Origin of the sequence: Planotetraspora mira, from assembly GCF_016863275.1 — a bacterium.
Lineage (GTDB): Bacteria > Actinomycetota > Actinomycetes > Streptosporangiales > Streptosporangiaceae > Planotetraspora > Planotetraspora mira.
On sequence record NZ_BOOO01000043.1, the window covers coordinates 1 to 17,609 of the forward strand.

20 protein-coding genes are annotated in these 17,609 nt (G+C 69.6%); 8 read left to right on the forward strand and 12 right to left on the reverse strand.

Annotated elements, in window-relative coordinates; all coding sequences use genetic code 11:
- Nucleotides 1-429: 429 nt before the first annotated feature.
- Nucleotides 430-1,107 carry a hypothetical protein gene (locus Pmi06nite_RS36050; protein WP_203957698.1) on the forward strand — a complete coding sequence of 226 codons (678 nt, stop codon included), beginning with the start codon at nt 430-432 and terminating at the stop codon, nt 1,105-1,107.
- A 175-nt stretch (nt 1,108-1,282) separates the two neighbouring features.
- On the opposite strand, the gene Pmi06nite_RS36055 is transcribed toward Pmi06nite_RS36050, so the two are convergent.
- Nucleotides 1,283-1,495: a DUF6196 family protein gene (locus Pmi06nite_RS36055; RefSeq protein WP_203957699.1), complete on the reverse strand. Its 213-nt coding sequence runs from the start codon at nt 1,493-1,495 to the stop codon at nt 1,283-1,285.
- 55 nt (nt 1,496-1,550) lie between these two features.
- The gene (locus Pmi06nite_RS36060; RefSeq protein WP_203957700.1) at nt 1,551-1,919 is read right to left on the reverse strand and encodes a nuclear transport factor 2 family protein; all 369 of its coding nucleotides are present in this window, start codon (nt 1,917-1,919) and stop codon (nt 1,551-1,553) included.
- 95 nt (nt 1,920-2,014) lie between these two features.
- On the opposite strand from Pmi06nite_RS36060, the gene Pmi06nite_RS42895 reads away from it, so the two are divergent.
- Entirely contained in the window at nt 2,015-3,466 is a 1,452-nt protein-coding gene (locus Pmi06nite_RS42895) for an alpha/beta fold hydrolase (protein ID WP_308442556.1), read from the forward strand.
- Nucleotides 3,467-3,595: 129 nt separating this feature from the next.
- On the opposite strand, the gene Pmi06nite_RS36070 is transcribed toward Pmi06nite_RS42895, so the two are convergent.
- On the reverse strand, nt 3,596-4,135 hold the full coding sequence (locus tag Pmi06nite_RS36070) for a hypothetical protein (protein ID WP_203957702.1): 540 nt from the start codon (nt 4,133-4,135) through the stop codon (nt 3,596-3,598).
- A gap of 429 nt (nt 4,136-4,564) precedes the next feature.
- Between Pmi06nite_RS36070 and Pmi06nite_RS36075 the strand changes: the two genes are divergently transcribed.
- The 3 genes from Pmi06nite_RS36075 to Pmi06nite_RS36085 all read left to right on the forward strand — a co-directional run bounded on the left by Pmi06nite_RS36075 (nt 4,565) and on the right by Pmi06nite_RS36085 (nt 6,887).
- The gene (locus tag Pmi06nite_RS36075) at nt 4,565-4,984 is read left to right on the forward strand and encodes a hypothetical protein (protein WP_203957703.1); all 420 of its coding nucleotides are present in this window, start codon (nt 4,565-4,567) and stop codon (nt 4,982-4,984) included.
- A 186-nt stretch (nt 4,985-5,170) separates the two neighbouring features.
- On the forward strand, nt 5,171-6,091 hold the full coding sequence (locus Pmi06nite_RS43185; protein ID WP_239114437.1) for a hypothetical protein: 921 nt from the start codon (nt 5,171-5,173) through the stop codon (nt 6,089-6,091).
- Nucleotides 6,030-6,887: a helix-turn-helix transcriptional regulator gene (locus tag Pmi06nite_RS36085; protein WP_203957705.1), complete on the forward strand. Its 858-nt coding sequence runs from the start codon at nt 6,030-6,032 to the stop codon at nt 6,885-6,887. The genes Pmi06nite_RS43185 and Pmi06nite_RS36085 overlap by 62 nt, the downstream gene beginning before the upstream one ends.
- 41 nt (nt 6,888-6,928) lie before the next feature.
- Here Pmi06nite_RS36085 and Pmi06nite_RS36090 read toward each other — a convergent pair whose 3' ends face one another.
- Complete coding sequence (locus Pmi06nite_RS36090) at nt 6,929-7,516, reverse strand: GNAT family N-acetyltransferase (protein ID WP_203957706.1); 588 nt, start codon at nt 7,514-7,516, stop codon at nt 6,929-6,931.
- Between Pmi06nite_RS36090 and Pmi06nite_RS36095 the strand changes: the two genes are divergently transcribed.
- A complete protein-coding gene (locus Pmi06nite_RS36095; protein WP_203957707.1) occupies nt 7,498-8,076 on the forward strand; it encodes a helix-turn-helix domain-containing protein in 579 nt (192 codons plus the stop codon). The two genes, Pmi06nite_RS36090 and Pmi06nite_RS36095, sit on opposite strands and share 19 nt — an antisense overlap.
- A 57-nt stretch (nt 8,077-8,133) precedes the next feature.
- Here the strand turns inward: Pmi06nite_RS36095 and Pmi06nite_RS36100 are convergent, their stop codons facing one another.
- The 7 genes from Pmi06nite_RS36100 to Pmi06nite_RS36130 form a co-directional block, all read right to left on the reverse strand.
- Nucleotides 8,134-8,625 carry a DinB family protein gene (locus Pmi06nite_RS36100; protein ID WP_239114439.1) on the reverse strand — a complete coding sequence of 164 codons (492 nt, stop codon included), beginning with the start codon at nt 8,623-8,625 and terminating at the stop codon, nt 8,134-8,136.
- A 235-nt stretch (nt 8,626-8,860) separates the two neighbouring features.
- A complete protein-coding gene (locus Pmi06nite_RS36105) occupies nt 8,861-9,208 on the reverse strand; it encodes a hypothetical protein (RefSeq protein ID WP_239114440.1) in 348 nt (115 codons plus the stop codon).
- Nucleotides 9,209-9,490: 282 nt separating this feature from the next.
- Nucleotides 9,491-10,624, reverse strand: a complete 1,134-nt coding sequence (locus Pmi06nite_RS36110) for a CopD family protein (RefSeq protein WP_203957709.1) — start codon at nt 10,622-10,624, stop codon at nt 9,491-9,493.
- A 316-nt stretch (nt 10,625-10,940) separates the two neighbouring features.
- Nucleotides 10,941-11,732: a GNAT family N-acetyltransferase gene (locus Pmi06nite_RS36115; protein ID WP_203957710.1), complete on the reverse strand. Its 792-nt coding sequence runs from the start codon at nt 11,730-11,732 to the stop codon at nt 10,941-10,943.
- Between the two features lie 183 nt (nt 11,733-11,915).
- On the reverse strand, nt 11,916-13,061 hold the full coding sequence (locus tag Pmi06nite_RS36120) for an epoxide hydrolase family protein (protein ID WP_203957711.1): 1,146 nt from the start codon (nt 13,059-13,061) through the stop codon (nt 11,916-11,918).
- Between the two features lie 149 nt (nt 13,062-13,210).
- Entirely contained in the window at nt 13,211-13,846 is a 636-nt protein-coding gene (locus tag Pmi06nite_RS36125; protein WP_203957712.1) for a hypothetical protein, read from the reverse strand.
- A 38-nt stretch (nt 13,847-13,884) separates the two neighbouring features.
- The gene (locus tag Pmi06nite_RS36130; RefSeq protein WP_203957713.1) at nt 13,885-14,718 is read right to left on the reverse strand and encodes an NAD(P)H-binding protein; all 834 of its coding nucleotides are present in this window, start codon (nt 14,716-14,718) and stop codon (nt 13,885-13,887) included.
- A 105-nt stretch (nt 14,719-14,823) separates the two neighbouring features.
- On the opposite strand from Pmi06nite_RS36130, the gene Pmi06nite_RS36135 reads away from it, so the two are divergent.
- On the forward strand, nt 14,824-15,768 hold the full coding sequence (locus tag Pmi06nite_RS36135; protein ID WP_203957714.1) for a helix-turn-helix transcriptional regulator: 945 nt from the start codon (nt 14,824-14,826) through the stop codon (nt 15,766-15,768).
- A gap of 39 nt (nt 15,769-15,807) precedes the next feature.
- Here the strand turns inward: Pmi06nite_RS36135 and Pmi06nite_RS36140 are convergent, their stop codons facing one another.
- Entirely contained in the window at nt 15,808-16,323 is a 516-nt protein-coding gene (locus Pmi06nite_RS36140) for an STM3941 family protein (protein WP_203957715.1), read from the reverse strand.
- A 229-nt stretch (nt 16,324-16,552) separates the two neighbouring features.
- Here Pmi06nite_RS36140 and Pmi06nite_RS36145 point away from each other — a divergent pair, with 229 nt between their 5' ends.
- The gene (locus tag Pmi06nite_RS36145) at nt 16,553-17,605 is read left to right on the forward strand and encodes a maleylacetate reductase (protein ID WP_203957716.1); all 1,053 of its coding nucleotides are present in this window, start codon (nt 16,553-16,555) and stop codon (nt 17,603-17,605) included.
- Nucleotides 17,606-17,609: the final 4 nt, after the last annotated feature.

The following is a 17,609-nucleotide window of genomic DNA, read 5'->3' on the forward strand; positions in this document are numbered from 1 at the left end:
ACCGTCCGGACTTCCAGTGGTGGGACGTTCGGTGAACGATCACGCGGACGCGAGCGTGATCGCGGGAAGGGCGGGTACGGCAGGTCAGATTGAGCCACTCGGCCCGGCCTCGCGCTGTGTATGGGGCCCACTGGTTCGGCGTCGTCGGGACGCCTTGATACCAGGTTTCCCAGATTGGTCGGGCGAGCAGTGGGGGGGCGGTCGTCTCCGCCGTCGGTGAGCGTGATGTCGATCAACGTGCCCCCAGCACGGATGGGCGCGCACAGGTGATGCCCAGCCCGACGATGTGGCCTGCCCGGCTCGCCCGGGATTCACCGGCCGGGCGGCCCGGCTCCGGGAGGGGTAGCCGGAGATCGCCGGAACCGGTGGTGGCCGCCGTCCTCGCCGGGTTAGATGAGCGGAAGGACACGGACGGCGGGAGGCCGGCGGGTGGACGGCGAGGTCGGCAGGGCGGAGCTGCAGGGCCGGGCACGTGACGTGCTGGCCTCGGTCGAACGACTCGACGGGCTGGCCGAGGCGCTGCGCCGGTGGCTGCCCCGCCTGGCCGACCCCCGTGACGAGGCCGACTTCCAGGAGGCGGTCGAAGGGCTGGCCGGTTCCCTCGACGAGGCGGCGGTGCGCCGGCTCGGCATGCTGGCGGCCGAGCTGTGGCTGTACCGCGATGCGGCGGCCAGGCAACCGGCACCCCAGCCGCCGCCGGTGGTTCAGCCGGTGCCACCGTCGGTGCCGCTGGAGCCGTCGCCCGCCGCACCTGCCGAGCTGCTCGACATGGTCGTGGACATAGCCTCCTACTTGGCAGCGGCCGCGGCCGGGGGCGTGATCGGCAACCGTACCGACGCCGTGGTCCGCCGCCTGATCGGCAAGGTACGGGTGCGCCTGCGCAAGCGCACCGACGACCGCCAGGCGCCCCTCGACGCCGAGGAGGCGGCCGACGTGGCCAGGGCCGCCGCGCTGGTCCAGGGGTACTCGCTGGACAGGATCACGGAGCTCGGGGCGGAGCCGCTGGCCGACGGCTCGTGGCTGGTCCGGCTGTCCGCCGGCCGCGAGACGTTGCGGGTCACGGTGCCACCGGGCGATCCCGCGCGCGCCCGCATCCTGATCTACTGACCGGTCACTCCCCGATGGTCGGCGTCGCGCTCCATCCACGCTCCTTCGGTAGCGAGCACCAAACAGGAACGATCGGCGTCCAGACCATCGCGTGCCCAGCCGGTGAGGTGCGACGTGCAGATGTGCGATTCCACCCGCAGCCGGGACGCTGTGTCTTCCCGGTCAGCCGTGACGCTCATGAGAGCACAGGTCCGCTTCCGTCCGAATGTCCACATCCGCGAAGCCGGCCGAGCACGGCGAGCACGTCGGTGTCGAGAGCCTGAGGCTCGGTCAGCGTTGACTCGACGAAGGTCCACGTGCCGGGCAGGGCGACGAGGTCGGCCGCTGCCAGTACGGCTCGCAGGCGGCTCTCGGGCTGCTCGGCCGTCTCGTGGCTGATGCTCAACATCGTCGTTCTCCCTCTCTGTACACTGCGCCGTTCACTCGTGCACGTGACGTCCCGGTCATGCTTGGCGGGTGGCGTAGTAGGCGTGCACGCGTGCGGCATGGCCGCCGGCGTCGAGTTCGACCGCGTCGATGACGCGGTTCCCGTTCTCCCTCCGGTAGATGACCGCATATCCGTCCGGCGACAGCAGGATGTCCTCGAGGGCGAACCGCAGGTCTGGGACGAGCGCCAGACCGCGGCTGAAATGTTCGCGCAGCTCGTCTTTGCCGCGGAGCGTCCCGTCGGGGCGGCCCCATCGGGCGACGACGGTGGAGGCGTGGAACTCCACGTCGTCGGCGTAGTGCTCCAGGATCGCGTCGAGGTCGCGACGATTCCACGCCTCGACCCAACGCCGCGCGGCCGCGATCTTGTCAGTGTCGGTGAGCATGTCGGTCGGCCTTTCGCCGGAATCGGACGCCCCCAGCGGATGCCCGTCTCGCCACGGATGTCGCATCGTCGATCATGACAGGTAGAGTCGGGGCTGTGAACGTTGCGGTCGCAGCCGGTGTCACCATCCGCTACGACGACTTCGGTCCGCCCGACGGGATACCGGTGCTGGTGGTCCACGGCCATCCGTTCAACCGCAGCATGTGGGCGCCGCAGGTCGCCGCGCTGGCTCGGGCGGGGTACCGGGTAATCGCCCCGGACCTGCGCGGTTACGGGGACAGCGACGTTGTGCCCGGCAAGACGCTGCTGTCGGACTTCGCGAATGACCTCAGGGCCCTGCTCGACCACCTGGCCCGGCCGCGGGCCGTGGTGGTCGGCCTGTCCATGGGCGGCCAGATCGCCATGGAGTTCCACCGGCTGTACCCGCGGCGGGTGTCGGCGCTGGTGCTGGCCGATACCTCCCCGATCGGCGAGACCGACGAGGGCAAGGCGTTCCGCAGCGCCCTCGCCGACCGGCTGCTCGCCGAGGGGATGGGCGGGTACGCCGCCGAGGTGATCGACAAGATGATCGCGCCCCACCACGTCGGGGGACTGCCAGAGGTCGCCGAGCACGTGCTGGGCATGATGCGGAGCACATCGCCGGAGGGCGCCGCCGCGGCCCTGCGCGGGAGGGCCGAGCGACCGGACTACTGCGAGACGCTGCGCACCGTCCGCGTTCCGACCCTGATCGTGGTCGGCGCGGACGACCTGTACACGCCGGTGGAGCAAGCGGAGCTCATGCATACGCTGGTCGCCGGTTCCGCCCTCGCCGTCATCGACGACGCGGCCCACCTGCCCAACCTGGAACAGCCGGAGCGGTTCAACGCCGCGCTGCTGCGGTTCCTGGACGCCCACCGGTCCACGCTCACACCACCCCATCCGCTGCTCGGTTACCTCCTCGACGCCGTTGACGGGCGCTTCCCACCCGTCAACGGGGGCGTCACCGTGCTGCCGGGTCTGCCCGGCGGCCTGGAATGCTCGGTTGCGTTCACCGGCCACGCGGTCGTCGCCACCACGCTGGCCGCCGTGGACGTGCACGTCCACCAGCCGGACGGCTTCGGCGGATCCCTGGCCCCGGACTTTCTGCGTGCCCTTGCCGGTCCCACCGGGTGGATCGGCGTCATCGACGCCACCCTGGTCCACCGCGGCACTGGCGGAACCCCGCGCCTGCAACCGCTCGCCGACGCCGACGACCACCCGCGAGTACGGCACGCCCGGGAGTTGCGTACCCAGGTGCGGACGTTCGGCGACGACCGCGGACTGGTGACGCTGGCCGCCGGGCTCGCCGGACGTGCCGAGCTGAGCATCGAACTGCGCCGTCCGCAGGACGGCAGCCACGGACACGGCCGCTCACTCATCACCGACGCACTGACCCTGGTCCCCGACGGCGAACCCATCTTCGCTGCCGTCTCCCCGGGCAACGCCCGATCCCTGCGGGCTTTCCTCGCCGCGGGATTCAACCCGGTCGGCGCGGAGGTGATCCTGCGGCCCGATCCGGCCCGGGCATGACGCCGCAGCTGCCCGCCGCCGGCTCGCCGTACTGCCACAGCTCCATCGGCGCTTCGCGTTCCCAACGGACATACGACGAGCGGGGATGGCAACCCTTCCTCCCGCGCGTGTGTCGTGCACTGTGATCATTCACGGCTTGGCCGGGTCGGACTTGAGCGCCGGGTCTGGATTTCCCTGGCAGGTCCATTCGGTCGCTTCGGGGTCCTGGTCCACGGGCCACCAGTCGTCGAGGATCGATGGGCCCAAGCAGACCGGACTTGGCGGCTCTTGTGTGGTCGCAGTCTCGGGCTCCGTATCGGATTCGCCGCCGAGCATCTGTGCGGTGTCGGGCTCGCCGGCAAGCACCTGATCTGACTGTTCGGTCGCCGTGGCCGGGACTTGATCGGTGTTCCTCAACCACTTCACCTTGGTCACGGTGGTGACGGGGTGAGGGGTCTGCGTGCCGGTGGACGGTGGCCTGGCCAATGGTGAGGGGGACGAGGTGCCGATTGGCGCGACCTTGGAAGCGGGCTGACTGGTGGGCGGTGTGAGACCGGCCGACGTGACAGGCCGACTGAAGGTCGCGCCGAGGACCAATCCCGCGGGCGCCGCAATCGCGGTACCACCGATGATGAGGAACTGCCACCAGGCCAACCGGCGGCGGGTGGGCGGCGGTGAGCCGGTGTCCATGCGTTCCTCCGGATGGAGGACTGGACGAATCGGCCCAGCCCTGACAGTCGGCGAGCCGCCAGGAACCGGCGGCGCGGAGCCGCGGAAGACTGGGCTCGCTTCCTCTACCTTGGCGGTCGCGGCGCTCAGTGGCTGCTTGCGACACGCGCAGGACCCGCTTCGCGCGCGATCGGCGATGGCCGTGATCAGCGGCTGCATCAGGCGGGCGGCCGGCGGCCGAACGCTGCGAGGATGCCGCGGCGAGCGCCATCACCAACCGTGTCCGCGAAAGCGGAGCAAGCTCACGTTTCCCGTCCCTGTGTCGGCCTGCGGTGCCATTGAGATGGTTCAGACTTGGTCACGTGAACCATGTTGACCTTCAGGGCGAGTTGCGCTTCGGCCCTGCCTTCAGGCGAACAACACGAGGACCCGTGGGGGGTTGATGTCCTGATGAGCGCTGAACCTGCCTTCGAGGATCGGGCGAACCCGACCGCTGCAGAGATCCGCAGGTGGGCCTTCTCCGCCGACGCGGAGCACCCGATGCAGGACTGGGATCTGATGGTCGCCACCCCTGACTTGGCCCCGCACCTGCTCATCCTTGTCGCCGACCGGAAGTGTCCCCAGCGCACGTTCCTGCTCGGCTGCCTCTACCTCCTGGCGGGGGACGCCGTGCGTACTCAATACCGCACTCTTGCGAAGGACCGTCTGGCCAAGCTCACCCGCGAGGCGGACGAACTCGGCGACTCTTGGACCCGGACCTGGGCACGGCGGACTCGTGCACTCGTTGAAAAGCCTGCGACATTCGACTACGACGCATGGTGCGGTCGCGGCTTGGCAAGAGTCCCGATTGAGAAATCCACCCACTGCTGAGGAACATCGGAGTGCTGTACGGCACCCCGTACAGCGACGTCGCCTCACACGGTCACGCGCCACCGGTCACCATCCGCCGTCCCGTAGGAAGGTGACGGGTGCGGAGATCCCGTCGTCTCAGTTGGATTGGTCGTACCCCGACCCTCGGTGTGGATTCCTCCATATTGTCAGTTCGCCTTGTTCCCGGTGCCCCGTCTCTACGGCGGCGGCATCTACTTCCCCGGTGAGCGGATGGCCGACGTGCTGCGAGCCTGGACCGCCTGGCACCCGGGCACACCGGAGACCATGATCTCGTCGTTCGCCGTGCTGCGGCTGCCACCGTTGCCCGAACTGCCCGAACCACTGCGCGGGGCGTTCGTGGTGCATCTGCGGATCGCCTACAGCGGCACGGCCGCGGACGGCGAGCGGATGATAGCGCCGCTGCGGGCGGTGGCTCCGGCAGTCCTGGACACCGTGGCGGATATGCCGTACACCGAGGCCGGGTCGATCCACAGCGACCCGGCCGGACCGGTGCCCTTCTACGAACGGCACATCATGCTGCGGGAGTTCCCCGCTGAGGCGCTGGACAAGCTGGTCGAGCTCGTCGGCCCGGACTCCGGAAGCACCCTGACGGTCGTCGAGCTGCGTGCCCTGGGCGGGGCGTGGGACCGGGAGCCGGCGGTGCCCAACGCCGTGGCGACCAGAGGCCTGCCGTACGTCGTGTTGGGCGTCGCGGGCGGTCCGGTGTCGGAGGAGCAGCAGCTCAAGGAGTCGGTCGCCGTGCTGCTCGACGGCTTGGAGCCCTGGCGGGGCGACCGGCGGTTGGTGAACTTCCTCGCGCCGGAAGAGGCAGACCGAGGCCGCCGCGGTGTACGGACCGGAGCGCTACGAGCGCCTGGCGGCCGTCAAGAAGACCTACGACCCGGCCAACATGTTCCGGATCAACCACAACGTGGTGCCGGCCGCCTGATCAGCGGCGATTCCATAAACGGCGCGCCGGGCAAGAGTGGTCCTGGCCCCCGCGGGTCCTGCCAACCGGAGTGTGAGGAAGGCACATACTGGATACATGGACCGCCTCGTGGGGTTGGGGGACTTCCTCCGCTCCCGCCGGGCCCGCCTCAATCCTGAAGACGTCGGGATAAAGGGTGGAGGGCATAGACGCGTTCCAGGGCTGCGTCGCGAGGAGCTCGCACGACTCGCCGGCGTCAGCGTCGAGTACTACACCCGGCTGGAACAGGGCCGCAGCAAGAACGCCTCTCCGGTAGTCCTCGACGCGCTCGCCGGCGCACTCCGGCTGGACCAGACCGAACGTGATCACCTGTTTGCGCTGGCCAGCCCCATCATCGTTCTCGGCCATGGTGGCCCCGAGGGCGCCTGGCAGCGGGTATCACCCCTGACCTATGAGCTGCTCGACGCCCTGAAGGCCGACATCCCGGCGTGCGTGTTCAGCTATTGCCTGGACATCCTGGCAGCCAACCAGCCGTTCAGGGCCCTGCACATGTGGCATGACCACAGACCGGCACGGGACGACAGCCTCCCGAGATTCTTCTTCCTGGACCCGAACTCACGCGCGCTGTATCTCGACTGGGAGCGCGTGGCGACCGACGTCACCGCCATGCTCCATTTCGCCCACGGGCGTCATCCCGGCGATCCGAGGCTCAACGAGCTGATCGGGGAGTTACTGGAAAACAAGGACTTCAGGAGACTATGGGCTGCTCACCATGTATATGAGCGTGCCTCGGGAACGATTGCCTTTCACCATCCGATCGTCGGGGACTTCTCGCTCCACTACCAACTTCTGCGGCTCCCCGGAGACCCCGAGCAGTTCCTGTTCGTCTGCACCGCCGCACAGGGATCTCTGTCCGCCTCTGCCCTGGAACGGCTGGCCGAATGGGCCCACAACACAGGTCCATCCTTCCCATGACTGAAAGGGGCGAACTCCGGCAGTGAGCTCCGCTCGTCCGGTCATCCGTCATGAACTTTGGCCAGGACCCGCTGCATCAGCACGGTGTCGACCCAGCGGCCGTGCTTGAATCCCACGCTCGTCAGCCGACCGACGTGGGTGAACCCGAAGCGGCGGTGCAGCGCGGCGGATGCATCGCTGCCGGTATCGGCGATGACCGCGATCATCTGACGTGCACCGGCCTCTGCGCACCGGGTCACCAGCGCGCCCAGCAGTGCGCTGCCCAGCCCCTGGCCGGTCCAGCCCGGGGCGAGATAGATCGAGTCTTCCACGGTGTATCGGTAGGCCGGTTTCGGGCGCCATGGCCCGGCGTAGGCATACCCGGCCACTTCGCCGGCCACCTCGGCGACCAGGAATGGAAGGCCCAGGCTGGATAGGTCGCCGAGCCGCCCCTGCCACTCGGCGACGGTCGGTGGTGCCTCCTCGAATGTGATCACTGTGTCGGTGACGTAGTGCGCGTAGATCTCGGTCACGGCTTTCAGGTCTGCGGACAGCGCTGGGCGGGTGAGCGCATGTGGAGCCGACACGCGACCTCGTTTCTCTATAGTGGAATTTGTCCTATTATAGAGGAATGTTCGATCTTGTGGCATTGGGCAGCCACATCCAGGCATTGCGACACAGCCGGACCCTGACTCTTCAGCAGTTGGCCGGGGCGGCGGACGTGAGCGTGAGCATGCTGTCCTCGGTTGAGCGCGGCCAGAAGGCTCCGACGGTTGTCGTGCTTGCCCGCATCGCGGAGGGGCTCGGTGTACCGCTTGCTCAGCTGGTCGCCCTGCCCGACGACAATCGCGTCATCGTGCGCCGCGCTGCTGACCAGGACAGCGTCGATGAACCCGGAGGATGGCGGCGGGTCATCCTCACGCCGGTCGTGCCCGGAGTGAACTTCGAATGGATCCGCTCCACCTTGCCGCCGGACTGTGACGCGGGCCGGTTTCCGGCTTACGCCCCCGGCTCGCACGAGTATGTCGTCGTCGAGTCCGGAACCCTCCGGCTGACCATCGGAGATGAATCCGTGGACCTGAACGACGGAGACTCGGCGTACTTCGCTGCCGACGTCACCCACGGTTATGCCAACGTCGGCCCCGGGCCGTGCACGTACTACGTCGCGGCGCTCATCATGCGGTCCCGCGCGGTCCAACCACGCGCCTGACAAGTCACAGCCGGATGGACAGTTGGTTGCGGCGCATTGTCGCCTGTGCCTCCGGCGTCAGAGATCGTCCTGCCCGAGGCCGACACGGCCGTCGAGGAGCTCACGAGCCACGTCGAGGTGGCCGAGGTGGCGGGCCGTCTCCTCGATCATGTGCATCACGATGAAGCGGAGGTCGGTGACTTGGTCGGCACTTCCTTGGTTGTGCCGTCCCCTGGGTGGAGTCGACAGTGGTGTCGAGGCCAGAACGGCGTTCGCTCGCTCGATCTGATCGCGGTAGAACGCGAACACCACATCGGCCTGCCGAGTGGTCGTGAACGGCCCGTCATCTGCCTCGTCCGGGTCGTCAGGCCAGGGCAGCGGCACCGCGGACCCTAAGGCGACTTCCTGGAACCAATGCCGCTCGGCATGTCCAAGGTGTTCGATCATCCCAAGCGGCGTCCACCCCGACGGCACCACCGGCGTTGCCAGCCGGTCGGAATCGAGATCGGCGACGATGGCCAACGCTCTGGCCCGTTGGGCGTCTAGGAAGGCGACCAGCGTCTTGTCCACTACATCCGCAGGCATGGCCTGATTCTGCCGCCCACGCCACGATCCCGCTACACGTCACGTGCGGGGCGGACGTCGTCAACGGCCGGGGACAGATCCGACGGTGCACGACTGATGAGGCGGCGGCTTGGTTCGGCGCTGTGGCCGCGGTCCTTGGCCTACGCGGAGTCGGCCCTCAGGCCCACATGGCCGGCCAGGGCCGTACCGTCTGCGCGCGGCACTGCCTGGCATCCTCGGATCAGGCAGGGGCCTTTCGGGTGCGGCGCGGTGGCGTGGAGATGTACAGGGCGAGGATGTCGGGCGGTTCGGCCAGGCCCGGGCCTCCGGCGCGGATCCAGGTGGCGATGTCGTCGATCGCTTCAGGCTGGTTGACGAGGCCGAGCCAGACGGGGCGACCGCCTGCGGCGCGTCCGGCGGGTGAGGGCTGGACGACGATGACGTTGGCCTGTTCGCACACGTCGAGGCAGTCGGTGATGCGGACCTCGGTGATTCGGGCCAGCCGGCGGACCTGCTCGTCGTGATCCAGCGTCGGGACTTTTCTGCTTGTGCCACAACAGCAGCCGCGGCACACGATGATCCTGGTCATTGGTGGGCGAGGCCCTTTCCCGTACGGTCTAGCGGATCCGGTTCCAGACTGAGGTAAGCGGCGCACAGTTCGTCCCAGACGGCCAGACGGCCAGACGGGTGAAGTCGGGCGGTGCGAGGACGTGTTGCCGATCGGTGAGGAACGGGTTGGGCGGCCGCTTCAAGATCATCAGTCTGAATGTTACCTCTCCGCGTACAGAGACGGCTGTACGCAGAGATGTAACTGAGGCTCGGGACCGACGCGCGGAGTCATACCCGGACGAGTGACGGTGACCGCAAGGGGCTATGCGTCGACGAGGTCGCCGGGACCTTTGCTCATCGTGACGGCGGCGGCCGCTGCGGTCCGACTCCGGGCGATGCGCCCGGACACACGGTAGCCGCCGACCATGACGACGATGACGGCGAGGGTCTCGGCGGTGCCCCAGGTCCAGGTGGATGCGCTGACCTGCTTGGCGGGAATCTTCGGTAGCTCCGCTGACGGCGAGGTGGCGTGCTTGGCGGCCTCGGCCTGGTATGCCTGGTTACGGGCGGAGCCGTGGAGGAAGGGCGCGACGAACAGTACCGTCATGCCGAGGAGCAACTCGACTGCGAGCAGGGCGGGGAACTGCCGGAGGAGGATGGTCCGCAGGCTCCGCTGGTCACCGCCGGCACGCAGAGCGTCGATGCGGGGATGCAGCCAGAACTGGTTGAAGACGCCGAGCAACAGCATGGTGCCGAAGATGAGGATCTTCACGCCGAGCACCCGGCCGTACATGGTGGTGAACAGCTGCGCGGGGCCGTCGACATGCTCCCAGTACAGGAACAGGCCGGACAGCGTGATCGCTGCCACACAGCTCATCGCCAGTACGGAGAATCGGCGGATGGCCGCAGACCAGAACGCAGCCCGCGCTGTCTCGGGGACGGCGCCGGGCAGGGCGAGGAGCAGCAGCCCTGCCAGCCCGCCGATCCAGACCGAGCCGCCGAGCAGGTGCACCATCCAGATCACTGTCTCGAAACCGGTCCGGCCCCAGTCGTCGGGTGCTTCGGTCGGAAACTTGGTCGTGCCGAGCGCCACTGCGCCCGCCGCCAGGCCGATGCCGAGCAGCCACGATCTCGCACGGCCGCCGGCCACGGCCCGGTACGCGAGCGGGGCGACCGATGCGGCGCCCACCAATGCGAGGGTGACCTCCAGCCCGGACAACCGTCCGGCGTTGCTGCCGTCATACAGCGAGTTCCAGGCCGCGGCGTAGTCGTATCCACCGGACTCGGAGGCTCCGTGCGCGAGGTCGGTCAGCACCGCGGGCACCGCCAGCACACCGAGGACGAGGGCGGCTCGCGCCAGGCGTGCGGTGACGGAGGCGAGCGCGTCGGAGCCGATCCGCCGGACCGCGGGCCCTGCGGCGAAAAGCGCCAGCGCGGTCAGACCGACGAATCCCATGAGGGTGGTCCATGTCGTCCATGCCACCGCGGAGTCAGAGAAGGGACCCAGCGGCGTTGAGGGCGGCGGAGCCGCCGCGACGGTGGGGAAAGGCACGGTTCACCTCGGGCGATAGGCCAAGTAAATAGAGATTTACTTAGGTTAGGCATAGCTAAGTTCCTGGACAACGTGATGAAGTTCACCGCCCGATCAGTGAGCCGATGGCCGCCTTCTTACGTACGGCCCGGATCGCCGAGCAGGGGGGCGACCGCTGAGTCCGGGCGCCAGGCCTGTTTTCGGGAGGACGACGGCCAGGACGACCACGATGCGGACGACGTCAGGCGAGCGACGGTGACAGGACCCGGTCGGAGCCGATGATGTCGGCGACGCTCGACATGTGGTGGTCGTAGGTGTCGATCCGCCAGCGGGCTCGCAAGAGGTCCTCGACCGCCGGATGAGGGCCGGGCAGGCAGAGCCGTACCGTCGGGGCGTCGAAGACGGTGAGGGCGCTCCGCAGGGCGGCGGCGGGGTCGTGGCTGCCGGCGGTGGTCAGGTGGATCAGGTTGTCGGGCCCGGCCACTCCCGCGGCGGCGACCGCGCCGTCGTCGTCGTGCACGAGCACTCCGGTCGTCCCCGGTGTGACGGCCCAGTAGGCGTAGTCGGCCGTGCGGTCCACACCGGTGAGCAGCGACTCGGCGGCGCCCGCGTCGACGACGTCGACTCTGCGCGCGGACGTCTCCGCGCCCCGGCCGGGCGGGCCGCTGAGATAGAGCAGCGGCCATCGCGGCCGCATGCCGTGACGCACGTACAGGGGCATCGCCCGAGGGTCCTGCGAGGCGAAGGTGAACCTCGCTCCTGAGCCGGGAAATGCCGACTCGAGCAGCCTGCGGCCCACGCCGCCGCCGTGCCGGGCGGGGTCGACGAACAGGTCGCACAACATCGTCGCCCCGGCGAACCGGCGGGTGGCGCAGTATCCGGCCACCTCGCCCCCGGTCACCGCGACCAGGAACCCGCCGTTACCGCGGAGATGGGCGACATACTGCGGATTCGCGCCGTCGCGGTCTCCGTTGGCGGTCGCGATGCGGGCGATTTCGGCGAGGTCACCGTCACCGGCCGGGCGTATCTCCATCCTCCGGACGCTATCGCGGGCCACGCCGTCACCCTCCGCGGGGCCGAACGTGCGCAACCTTGTGGCGGGGGGAGAGCGGGTGGGACCCGCCGGTTGACCGTGCGTTCGATCAAGCCCAGTGGCCGTGGTGGGCCGATCACCTGCGGGCGGGCCCGTTGGGCTCGCCCGTACGGCGAGCCGGGGTCAGCGGAAGGAGCGGAAGAAGGTGCGCACGTCCTGGACGAGCAGGTCGGGTGCTTCCATGGCGGCGAAGTGTCCGCCTCGGTCGAACTCTGACCAGTGCACGATGGTGTTGCCGCGTTCGGCATAGTGGCGGATGGCGATGTCCTCGGCGAACACCGCGACGCCGGTGGGCACGTCGCTGGGGGTGGGCCAGTTGCGGGTGTGCATGCTCTCGTAGTAGAGGTTCGCGGCGGAGCCGGCAGTGCCGGTCAGCCAGTACAGCATGACGTTGGTGAGCATCTGGTCCCGGTCGACCGATCGCTCGGGCAGGTCGCCGTGGGTCCATTCCTTGAACTTCTCGACGATCCAGGCCAGTTGCCCGGCCGGCGAGTCGACCAGTGCGTGTGCGAGGGTCTGCGGACGGGTCGCCTGGATCTGGAAGTATCCGTTGCCTTCCCCGAGGAATGCCCGCATCCGCGCCACGCGGGCCCGCTCGGCGTCGGTGAGGGCGGCCAGTTCGTCCTCGCCGAGCTCGCCGAACGGGATGAAGCCCATGGTGGCGGCGTTGACGTGCACGCCGACGACGTGCTGCGGGTCGACCCGGCCGAGGTCGGGCGCGACGAACGCGCCGAAGTCGCCACCCTGCGCGCCGTACCGGTGGTAGCCGAGGCGGTGCATCAGCTCGGCGAACGCGGACGCGATCCGTCGGCTGTCCCAGCCCGGCCCGGACAGCGGCCCGGAGAACCCGAACCCGGGCAGTGACGGGATCACCAGGTCGAACGCGTCGGCCGGGTCGCCGCCATGCGCCCTCGGGTCACTCAGCGGGCCGATCACGTCGAGGAATTCCACGATCGAGCCCGGCCATCCGTGCACGAGCACCAGCGGCAGCGCGTCGGGTTCGGGGGATTTCACGTGTAGGAAATGCAGTCGCTGTCCGTCGATGTCGGTGACGTACTGCGGGTAGGCGTTGAGCTCGGCCTCGTGCACGCGCCAGTCGTACTTGGCGGCCCAGTATTCGGTCAGCTCCTTGAGGTAACCGACCGGCACGCCCCGCTCCCACTCGGCACCCGGCAGTTGTGCCCCCCACCGGGTGTGGGCGAGCCGCCGGCGCAGGTCGTCGAGGTCGCTCTGAGGAATGTCGATACGGAACTCGTTGATCGCTGTCATGGACCCTACGCTAGGGACCATTGCGGACAGGTTCTGTCCGCAGTGCCGGACGATGTTTCGGAAATCGTGGCGGCGGGCCGTACAAGCCGACGAGCCCGCCATCGTCCATGGGGGACGGTGGCGGGCTCGGCCAGGGAGCTTGTCGGCGGTCAGGACTTGTCCTCGATCTCCCAGACGTGATCGAGGACGTGCCAGGCGAACCGGCGGGCGGCGTAGGCCAGTGGCCATCCGTCGCGGCTGAGCGGTGCGCCATCGGCCGGGCTGCCCAGGACGTCGAGGATCGCGGTGCGCAGTGCGGTCAGCGCGGTCCGGTCGTGGGCCGCGAACGGCCGGTGCCGGATGCCGATTTTGCGGGCATAGGCGCGTTCGGTGTCGACGACGTGGGTGACAATCTCGTCGCGGTCGCGTCCGCCGCCGCGGGGCCCTTTCCGGAGAGTCTCCGGGGCGGTCGTGGCGAGGTCGTCGAGGGCCCGCCATGCGGTCCGCAGAATCGCGGCGGTGCGCTCCGCCGCCGCGGCGCCGTACGGCCGGCTGTCCTCGGCGACGGGTACGCCGGGCGCACCCCAGTCGGTGGTGTTGACGCCGGTCACCGTCTCGACGATCTCGATCGGGCCGGGGTCGAAGGACAGCCCGGCACCGGCGGTTATGAGCCGGTACCGGTCGGCGTAAGTCGTCAGCGCGGCCAGGGCGCGGTCCTCGGTGGTGCCGATGCGCGCCCAGCCGGGCCAGTCCAGCGCGCAGGCGACGATTTTCGTTCGGCCCTTTTCCAGGTAGACGCGGGTCATCTCTCGGTTGCTCCTCGACGCGGGACGGTGGTTGGGGACTAGAACGCGGCGGCGTGGTCGAGGACCCAGTCGTGGTAGCTCCGCGCGGGACGACCGGTGACCTTCTCGATGTCGATGGTGGTGGGTGCGGTGCGGCCGACGGAGGCGGCCCAGGTGGTGAAGATGTTGTCCAGGATGGGGCCCGGCACGTGGGCGCTCATCGCCTGACGCACGGCCTCGGCGGGTAGTTCGGCGTAGCGGATGGGCCGGCCGAGCGCGCGGCCGAGGATGGCTGCCTGGTCGGCATGGCTGAGCGACTGCGGCCCGGTCAGCCGGTAGACCTGGCCGGCATGCCCGTCCTCGGTGAGGGCGGCCACGGCGACCGCGGCGATGTCAGCCTCGTGCACCGGCGCGGACGCCGCCTCGGCGTAGGCACCGCGGATCACGTCGCCGGACCTGGTCTGCCCGGCCCACATCAGGCTGTTGGCGGCGAACACGTCCGGGCGCAGGAACGTCCACGCCAGGCCGGAGCCGCGCAGGGCTTGCTCAATCTCGGCGTGGTAGGTGGCGATCGGCCCGTCCTGGACCTCCGCTTCGTCGTCGACCCCGCCGGAGGACAGCAGCACGACCCGACGCACGCCGGCCCGCTGGGCGGCGGCGACGAAGGCGGGCCCGCTGCCCGGGACGGCGAACAGGAACACCGACTCCACGCCGGCCAGGGCCGCGTCCAGCGACGCCGGGGCGGCCAGGTCGCCGGCGACGACATCGATCTCGGCCGGCCACACCGTCTCCAGCGGAGACCGGCTCAGGGCACGCACGGCGTGGCCGCCGGCGACCAGCAGGCCGAGCACGTGGCGGCCGACGTTTCCAGTGGCGCCGGTGACGAGGATCATGACGTTCTCCTTGGCTTCGAGGGGTTCCCGGGGTGACCCGGTACGAGCCACACTAGAAACGCTTGAGGACAGGTACGGTCCTCAAGCTGAAGGGAGCGCGCGCGGATGCTGGAAACCTCGGCACGGTTGTTGCGGCTGCTGTCCCTGCTCCAATCCCGCCGCGACTGGCCCGGCGCCGAACTGGCTGAGCGCCTTGGCGTCACCACCCGCACCGTCCGCCGCGACGTCGACCGGCTCCGCGACCTCGGCTACCCCGTCGAGTCCGCCACCGGCACCACCGGCGGGTACCGGCTCGGGGTCGGGGCCGCCCTGCCGCCACTGCTGCTCGACGACGACGAAGCCGTCGCGGTGGCCATCGGCCTGCGCGCCGCCGCCACGGGCACGGTCACCGGGATCGAGGAGACCTCGCTGCGTGCTCTCGCCAAGCTCGAGCAGGTCCTGCCCTCCCGGCTGCGCCACCGTGTGGGCGCGATGCAGTCGGCCATCCTGCCGCTGACCGGCCCCGGCCCCACCGTGGACCCCGACCTGCTCACCGCCCTGGCCGCCGCCTGCCGCGCCCACGAAGGCATCCGCTTCGGCTATCAGCAACGCACCCGGCGCGTCGAGCCGTACCGGCTCATCCACACCAGCCGTCGCTGGTACCTGCTCGCCTTCGACCTCGACCGCGACGACTGGCGCACCTTCCGCCTCGACCGCATGGACCGGGCCCCGCAACCCGGGCCGCGCTTCACGCCCCGGCCCGAACCCGCCGAGGGGGTGCGCACCTACGTCTCCAACGCCCTTACCGCTTCCCCATACCGGTACCGCGCGACCATCCTGTTCCACGCGCCGCTCGACATCGTCGCCGAACACACGTCGCCCACCGCGGGCCGTCTCGAACACCGCGACGCCGACAGTTGCCTCTTCCACGCCGGCGGCGACTCCCTCGACAAAATCGCCCTCTTCGTCGCGCTCAAGGGCATCGACTTCGAGGTCCTCGATCCACCCGAACTCAAACACCACATCCGAGCGCTCGCCCATCGGCTCACCCACGCGAGCCGTGACGACTGATCGGCACGAAACCGTCTCGGGTCCGTTGAGCCGCCGAGGTCACCGGGCCTTTGGCGGATTCGGAGGCAGCCAGACGGCGACGGCCGTGAGGAAGTCGTCGAAGCCCGGACTGAGGCCGCCGGTGTTGACAGTCGGGCCTCCGGTCCGTCGTACGAACGCTCTCCACCGCGAGTGCACGTTCCGCTCCTGCGCCTCGGGGGTCATGAGCAACCTCAGAATCCGCTGGTGCTGGATGCGCTGGACGTAGTAGCCGTCGATGTCGTCCCAGGGGATCGGGTCGCGTGACAGGCGCCGATCGTGGAGACCGAGAGGTCCCACGCGGATGACGACCGGGTCGCGGCTCAGGATCTGCCGGACCCCCAGGATCCCGGCGAAGGAGAAGCAGACCATCGCCACCCAGCCGACGACTTCGACCGTGATGCTGTCGTCGTCACCTAGCGGGCCGAACGCCATGGCGGCTCCCACGGCGACGAACGCCGCGGCCCCGAGCACCATCAGCGACGTCTTCGGCACGGACCTGCGCCATTCCCGCACACTGTCGTCCGACGGCTCCATCGCGGCCTCCCGTTCGCTACCCAGAAGACGCCGGTCCCCGCGGTGTCCGTCTGGTGCCTTGTGGACCGATCGTGTGTTGGGTGCGGCGGTTCGTCAACAGCGCGTGGGGCGGCCGTTCCCCCGGCTGGGTACGGGGAGGGCCGCCCGCGACATCGGGCCGGCGGGCCCCGAGGCGGTGCTGTTCGACTCGCTCCAGCAATTGCTCAGTATCGTGTAGATCGTGTCATTCATGTTCGACCATGTGACTTTGGGGCAGCGCGTCCTGTTCGGCACGGGCGCAGCCGCCGACAACGCGGTCGCGGCGGTGGAGGAACTCGGGGCGCGGCGGATCCTGCTCGTCCATGATGCCTTCGCCGTCGCGCTCGCCGACGCCGTCGCCGAGCGTGCCCCGGTGGTGTGGCGCATCGATGAGATCGTGCAGCACGTCCCGGTCGAGAACGCCGAGAGGGCGACGGAGGCTGCGGTCGCCGCCGACATCGACGCGATCGTCGTCATCGGCGGGGGCTCGGCGACCGGTCTGGCGAAGGCGGTGGCGCTGAGGACCGGAGCCCCGATCGTGGCGATACCGACGACGTTCGCCGGGTCCGAGGCCACCGACGTGTGGGGGATGACCGAGGGACGGCGCAAGACGACGGGAACGGACCCCAGGGTGCTGCCGAAGGTCGTCGTCTACGACGCCGCGCTGAGCGCCGGCCTGCCGGCGACCCTGGCGGTGGCGTCCGGCCTCAATGCGGTGGCGCACGCCGTCGACGGGTTCTGGGCGCCGCGCGCCGACCCGATCAACCGCGCGCTGGGCACCGAGGGGCTGCGGGCGCTCTTCCCCGGACTGCGCGGCCTGATCGCCGACCCCGGTGACCTCGGCGCGCGCGAGCAGACCCTGTACGGTGCCTACCTCGCCGCGGTCGCATTCGCCTCGGCCGGCTCCGGGCTGCACCACAAGATCTGCCACACCCTCGGCGGGGCGTACAACCTGCCGCACGCCGAGACGCACGCGATCGTGCTGCCGTACGTCACCGCGTTCAACGCCCCCTTCGCGCCGGATGCCGCCGAGCGCGTCCAGGAGTCGCTCGGCGTGCGGAACGCCGCGGCCGGGCTCGACGCGCTGCGCGCTGAGCTCGGCGCACCGGCTTCACTCGCCGCCGTCGGGCTGGAGAAGTCCGATATCCGCCGGGCGGCGGAGCTGGCCATGCCCGCGGTGCCGCCGTCCAACCCCCGGCCGGTGACGGTGTCCGACCTGGAAGGCATTTTGCGTGCCGCATGGGTCGGCGAGCAGATCGTATGAAGGA

Excerpts from the sequence above, each read along its gene's own strand:
- Pmi06nite_RS36120 (WP_203957711.1), bottom strand. The coding sequence starts at position 13,061 with ATGACAGCGATCAACGAGTTCCGTATCGACATTCCTCAGAGCGACCTC.
- Pmi06nite_RS36130 (WP_203957713.1), bottom strand. The coding sequence starts at position 14,718 with ATGATCCTCGTCACCGGCGCCACTGGAAACGTCGGCCGCCACGTGCTC.
- Pmi06nite_RS36110 (WP_203957709.1), bottom strand. The coding sequence starts at position 10,624 with ATGGGATTCGTCGGTCTGACCGCGCTGGCGCTTTTCGCCGCAGGGCCC.
- Pmi06nite_RS36090 (WP_203957706.1), bottom strand. The coding sequence starts at position 7,516 with ATGCCACAAGATCGAACATTCCTCTATAATAGGACAAATTCCACTATA.
- Pmi06nite_RS36125 (WP_203957712.1), bottom strand. The coding sequence starts at position 13,846 with ATGACCCGCGTCTACCTGGAAAAGGGCCGAACGAAAATCGTCGCCTGC.
- Pmi06nite_RS36085 (WP_203957705.1), top strand. The coding sequence starts at position 6,030 with ATGGACCGCCTCGTGGGGTTGGGGGACTTCCTCCGCTCCCGCCGGGCC.
- Pmi06nite_RS36115 (WP_203957710.1), bottom strand. The coding sequence starts at position 11,732 with ATGGAGATACGCCCGGCCGGTGACGGTGACCTCGCCGAAATCGCCCGC.
- Pmi06nite_RS36075 (WP_203957703.1), top strand. The coding sequence starts at position 4,565 with ATGAGCGCTGAACCTGCCTTCGAGGATCGGGCGAACCCGACCGCTGCA.
- Pmi06nite_RS36070 (WP_203957702.1), bottom strand. The coding sequence starts at position 4,135 with ATGGACACCGGCTCACCGCCGCCCACCCGCCGCCGGTTGGCCTGGTGG.
- Pmi06nite_RS36140 (WP_203957715.1), bottom strand. The coding sequence starts at position 16,323 with ATGGAGCCGTCGGACGACAGTGTGCGGGAATGGCGCAGGTCCGTGCCG.
- Pmi06nite_RS36060 (WP_203957700.1), bottom strand. The coding sequence starts at position 1,919 with ATGCTCACCGACACTGACAAGATCGCGGCCGCGCGGCGTTGGGTCGAG.
- Pmi06nite_RS36145 (WP_203957716.1), top strand. The coding sequence starts at position 16,553 with ATGTTCGACCATGTGACTTTGGGGCAGCGCGTCCTGTTCGGCACGGGC.
- Pmi06nite_RS36135 (WP_203957714.1), top strand. The coding sequence starts at position 14,824 with ATGCTGGAAACCTCGGCACGGTTGTTGCGGCTGCTGTCCCTGCTCCAA.
- Pmi06nite_RS36055 (WP_203957699.1), bottom strand. The coding sequence starts at position 1,495 with ATGTTGAGCATCAGCCACGAGACGGCCGAGCAGCCCGAGAGCCGCCTG.
- Pmi06nite_RS36105 (WP_239114440.1), bottom strand. The coding sequence starts at position 9,208 with ATGACCAGGATCATCGTGTGCCGCGGCTGCTGTTGTGGCACAAGCAGA.
- Pmi06nite_RS36095 (WP_203957707.1), top strand. The coding sequence starts at position 7,498 with ATGTTCGATCTTGTGGCATTGGGCAGCCACATCCAGGCATTGCGACAC.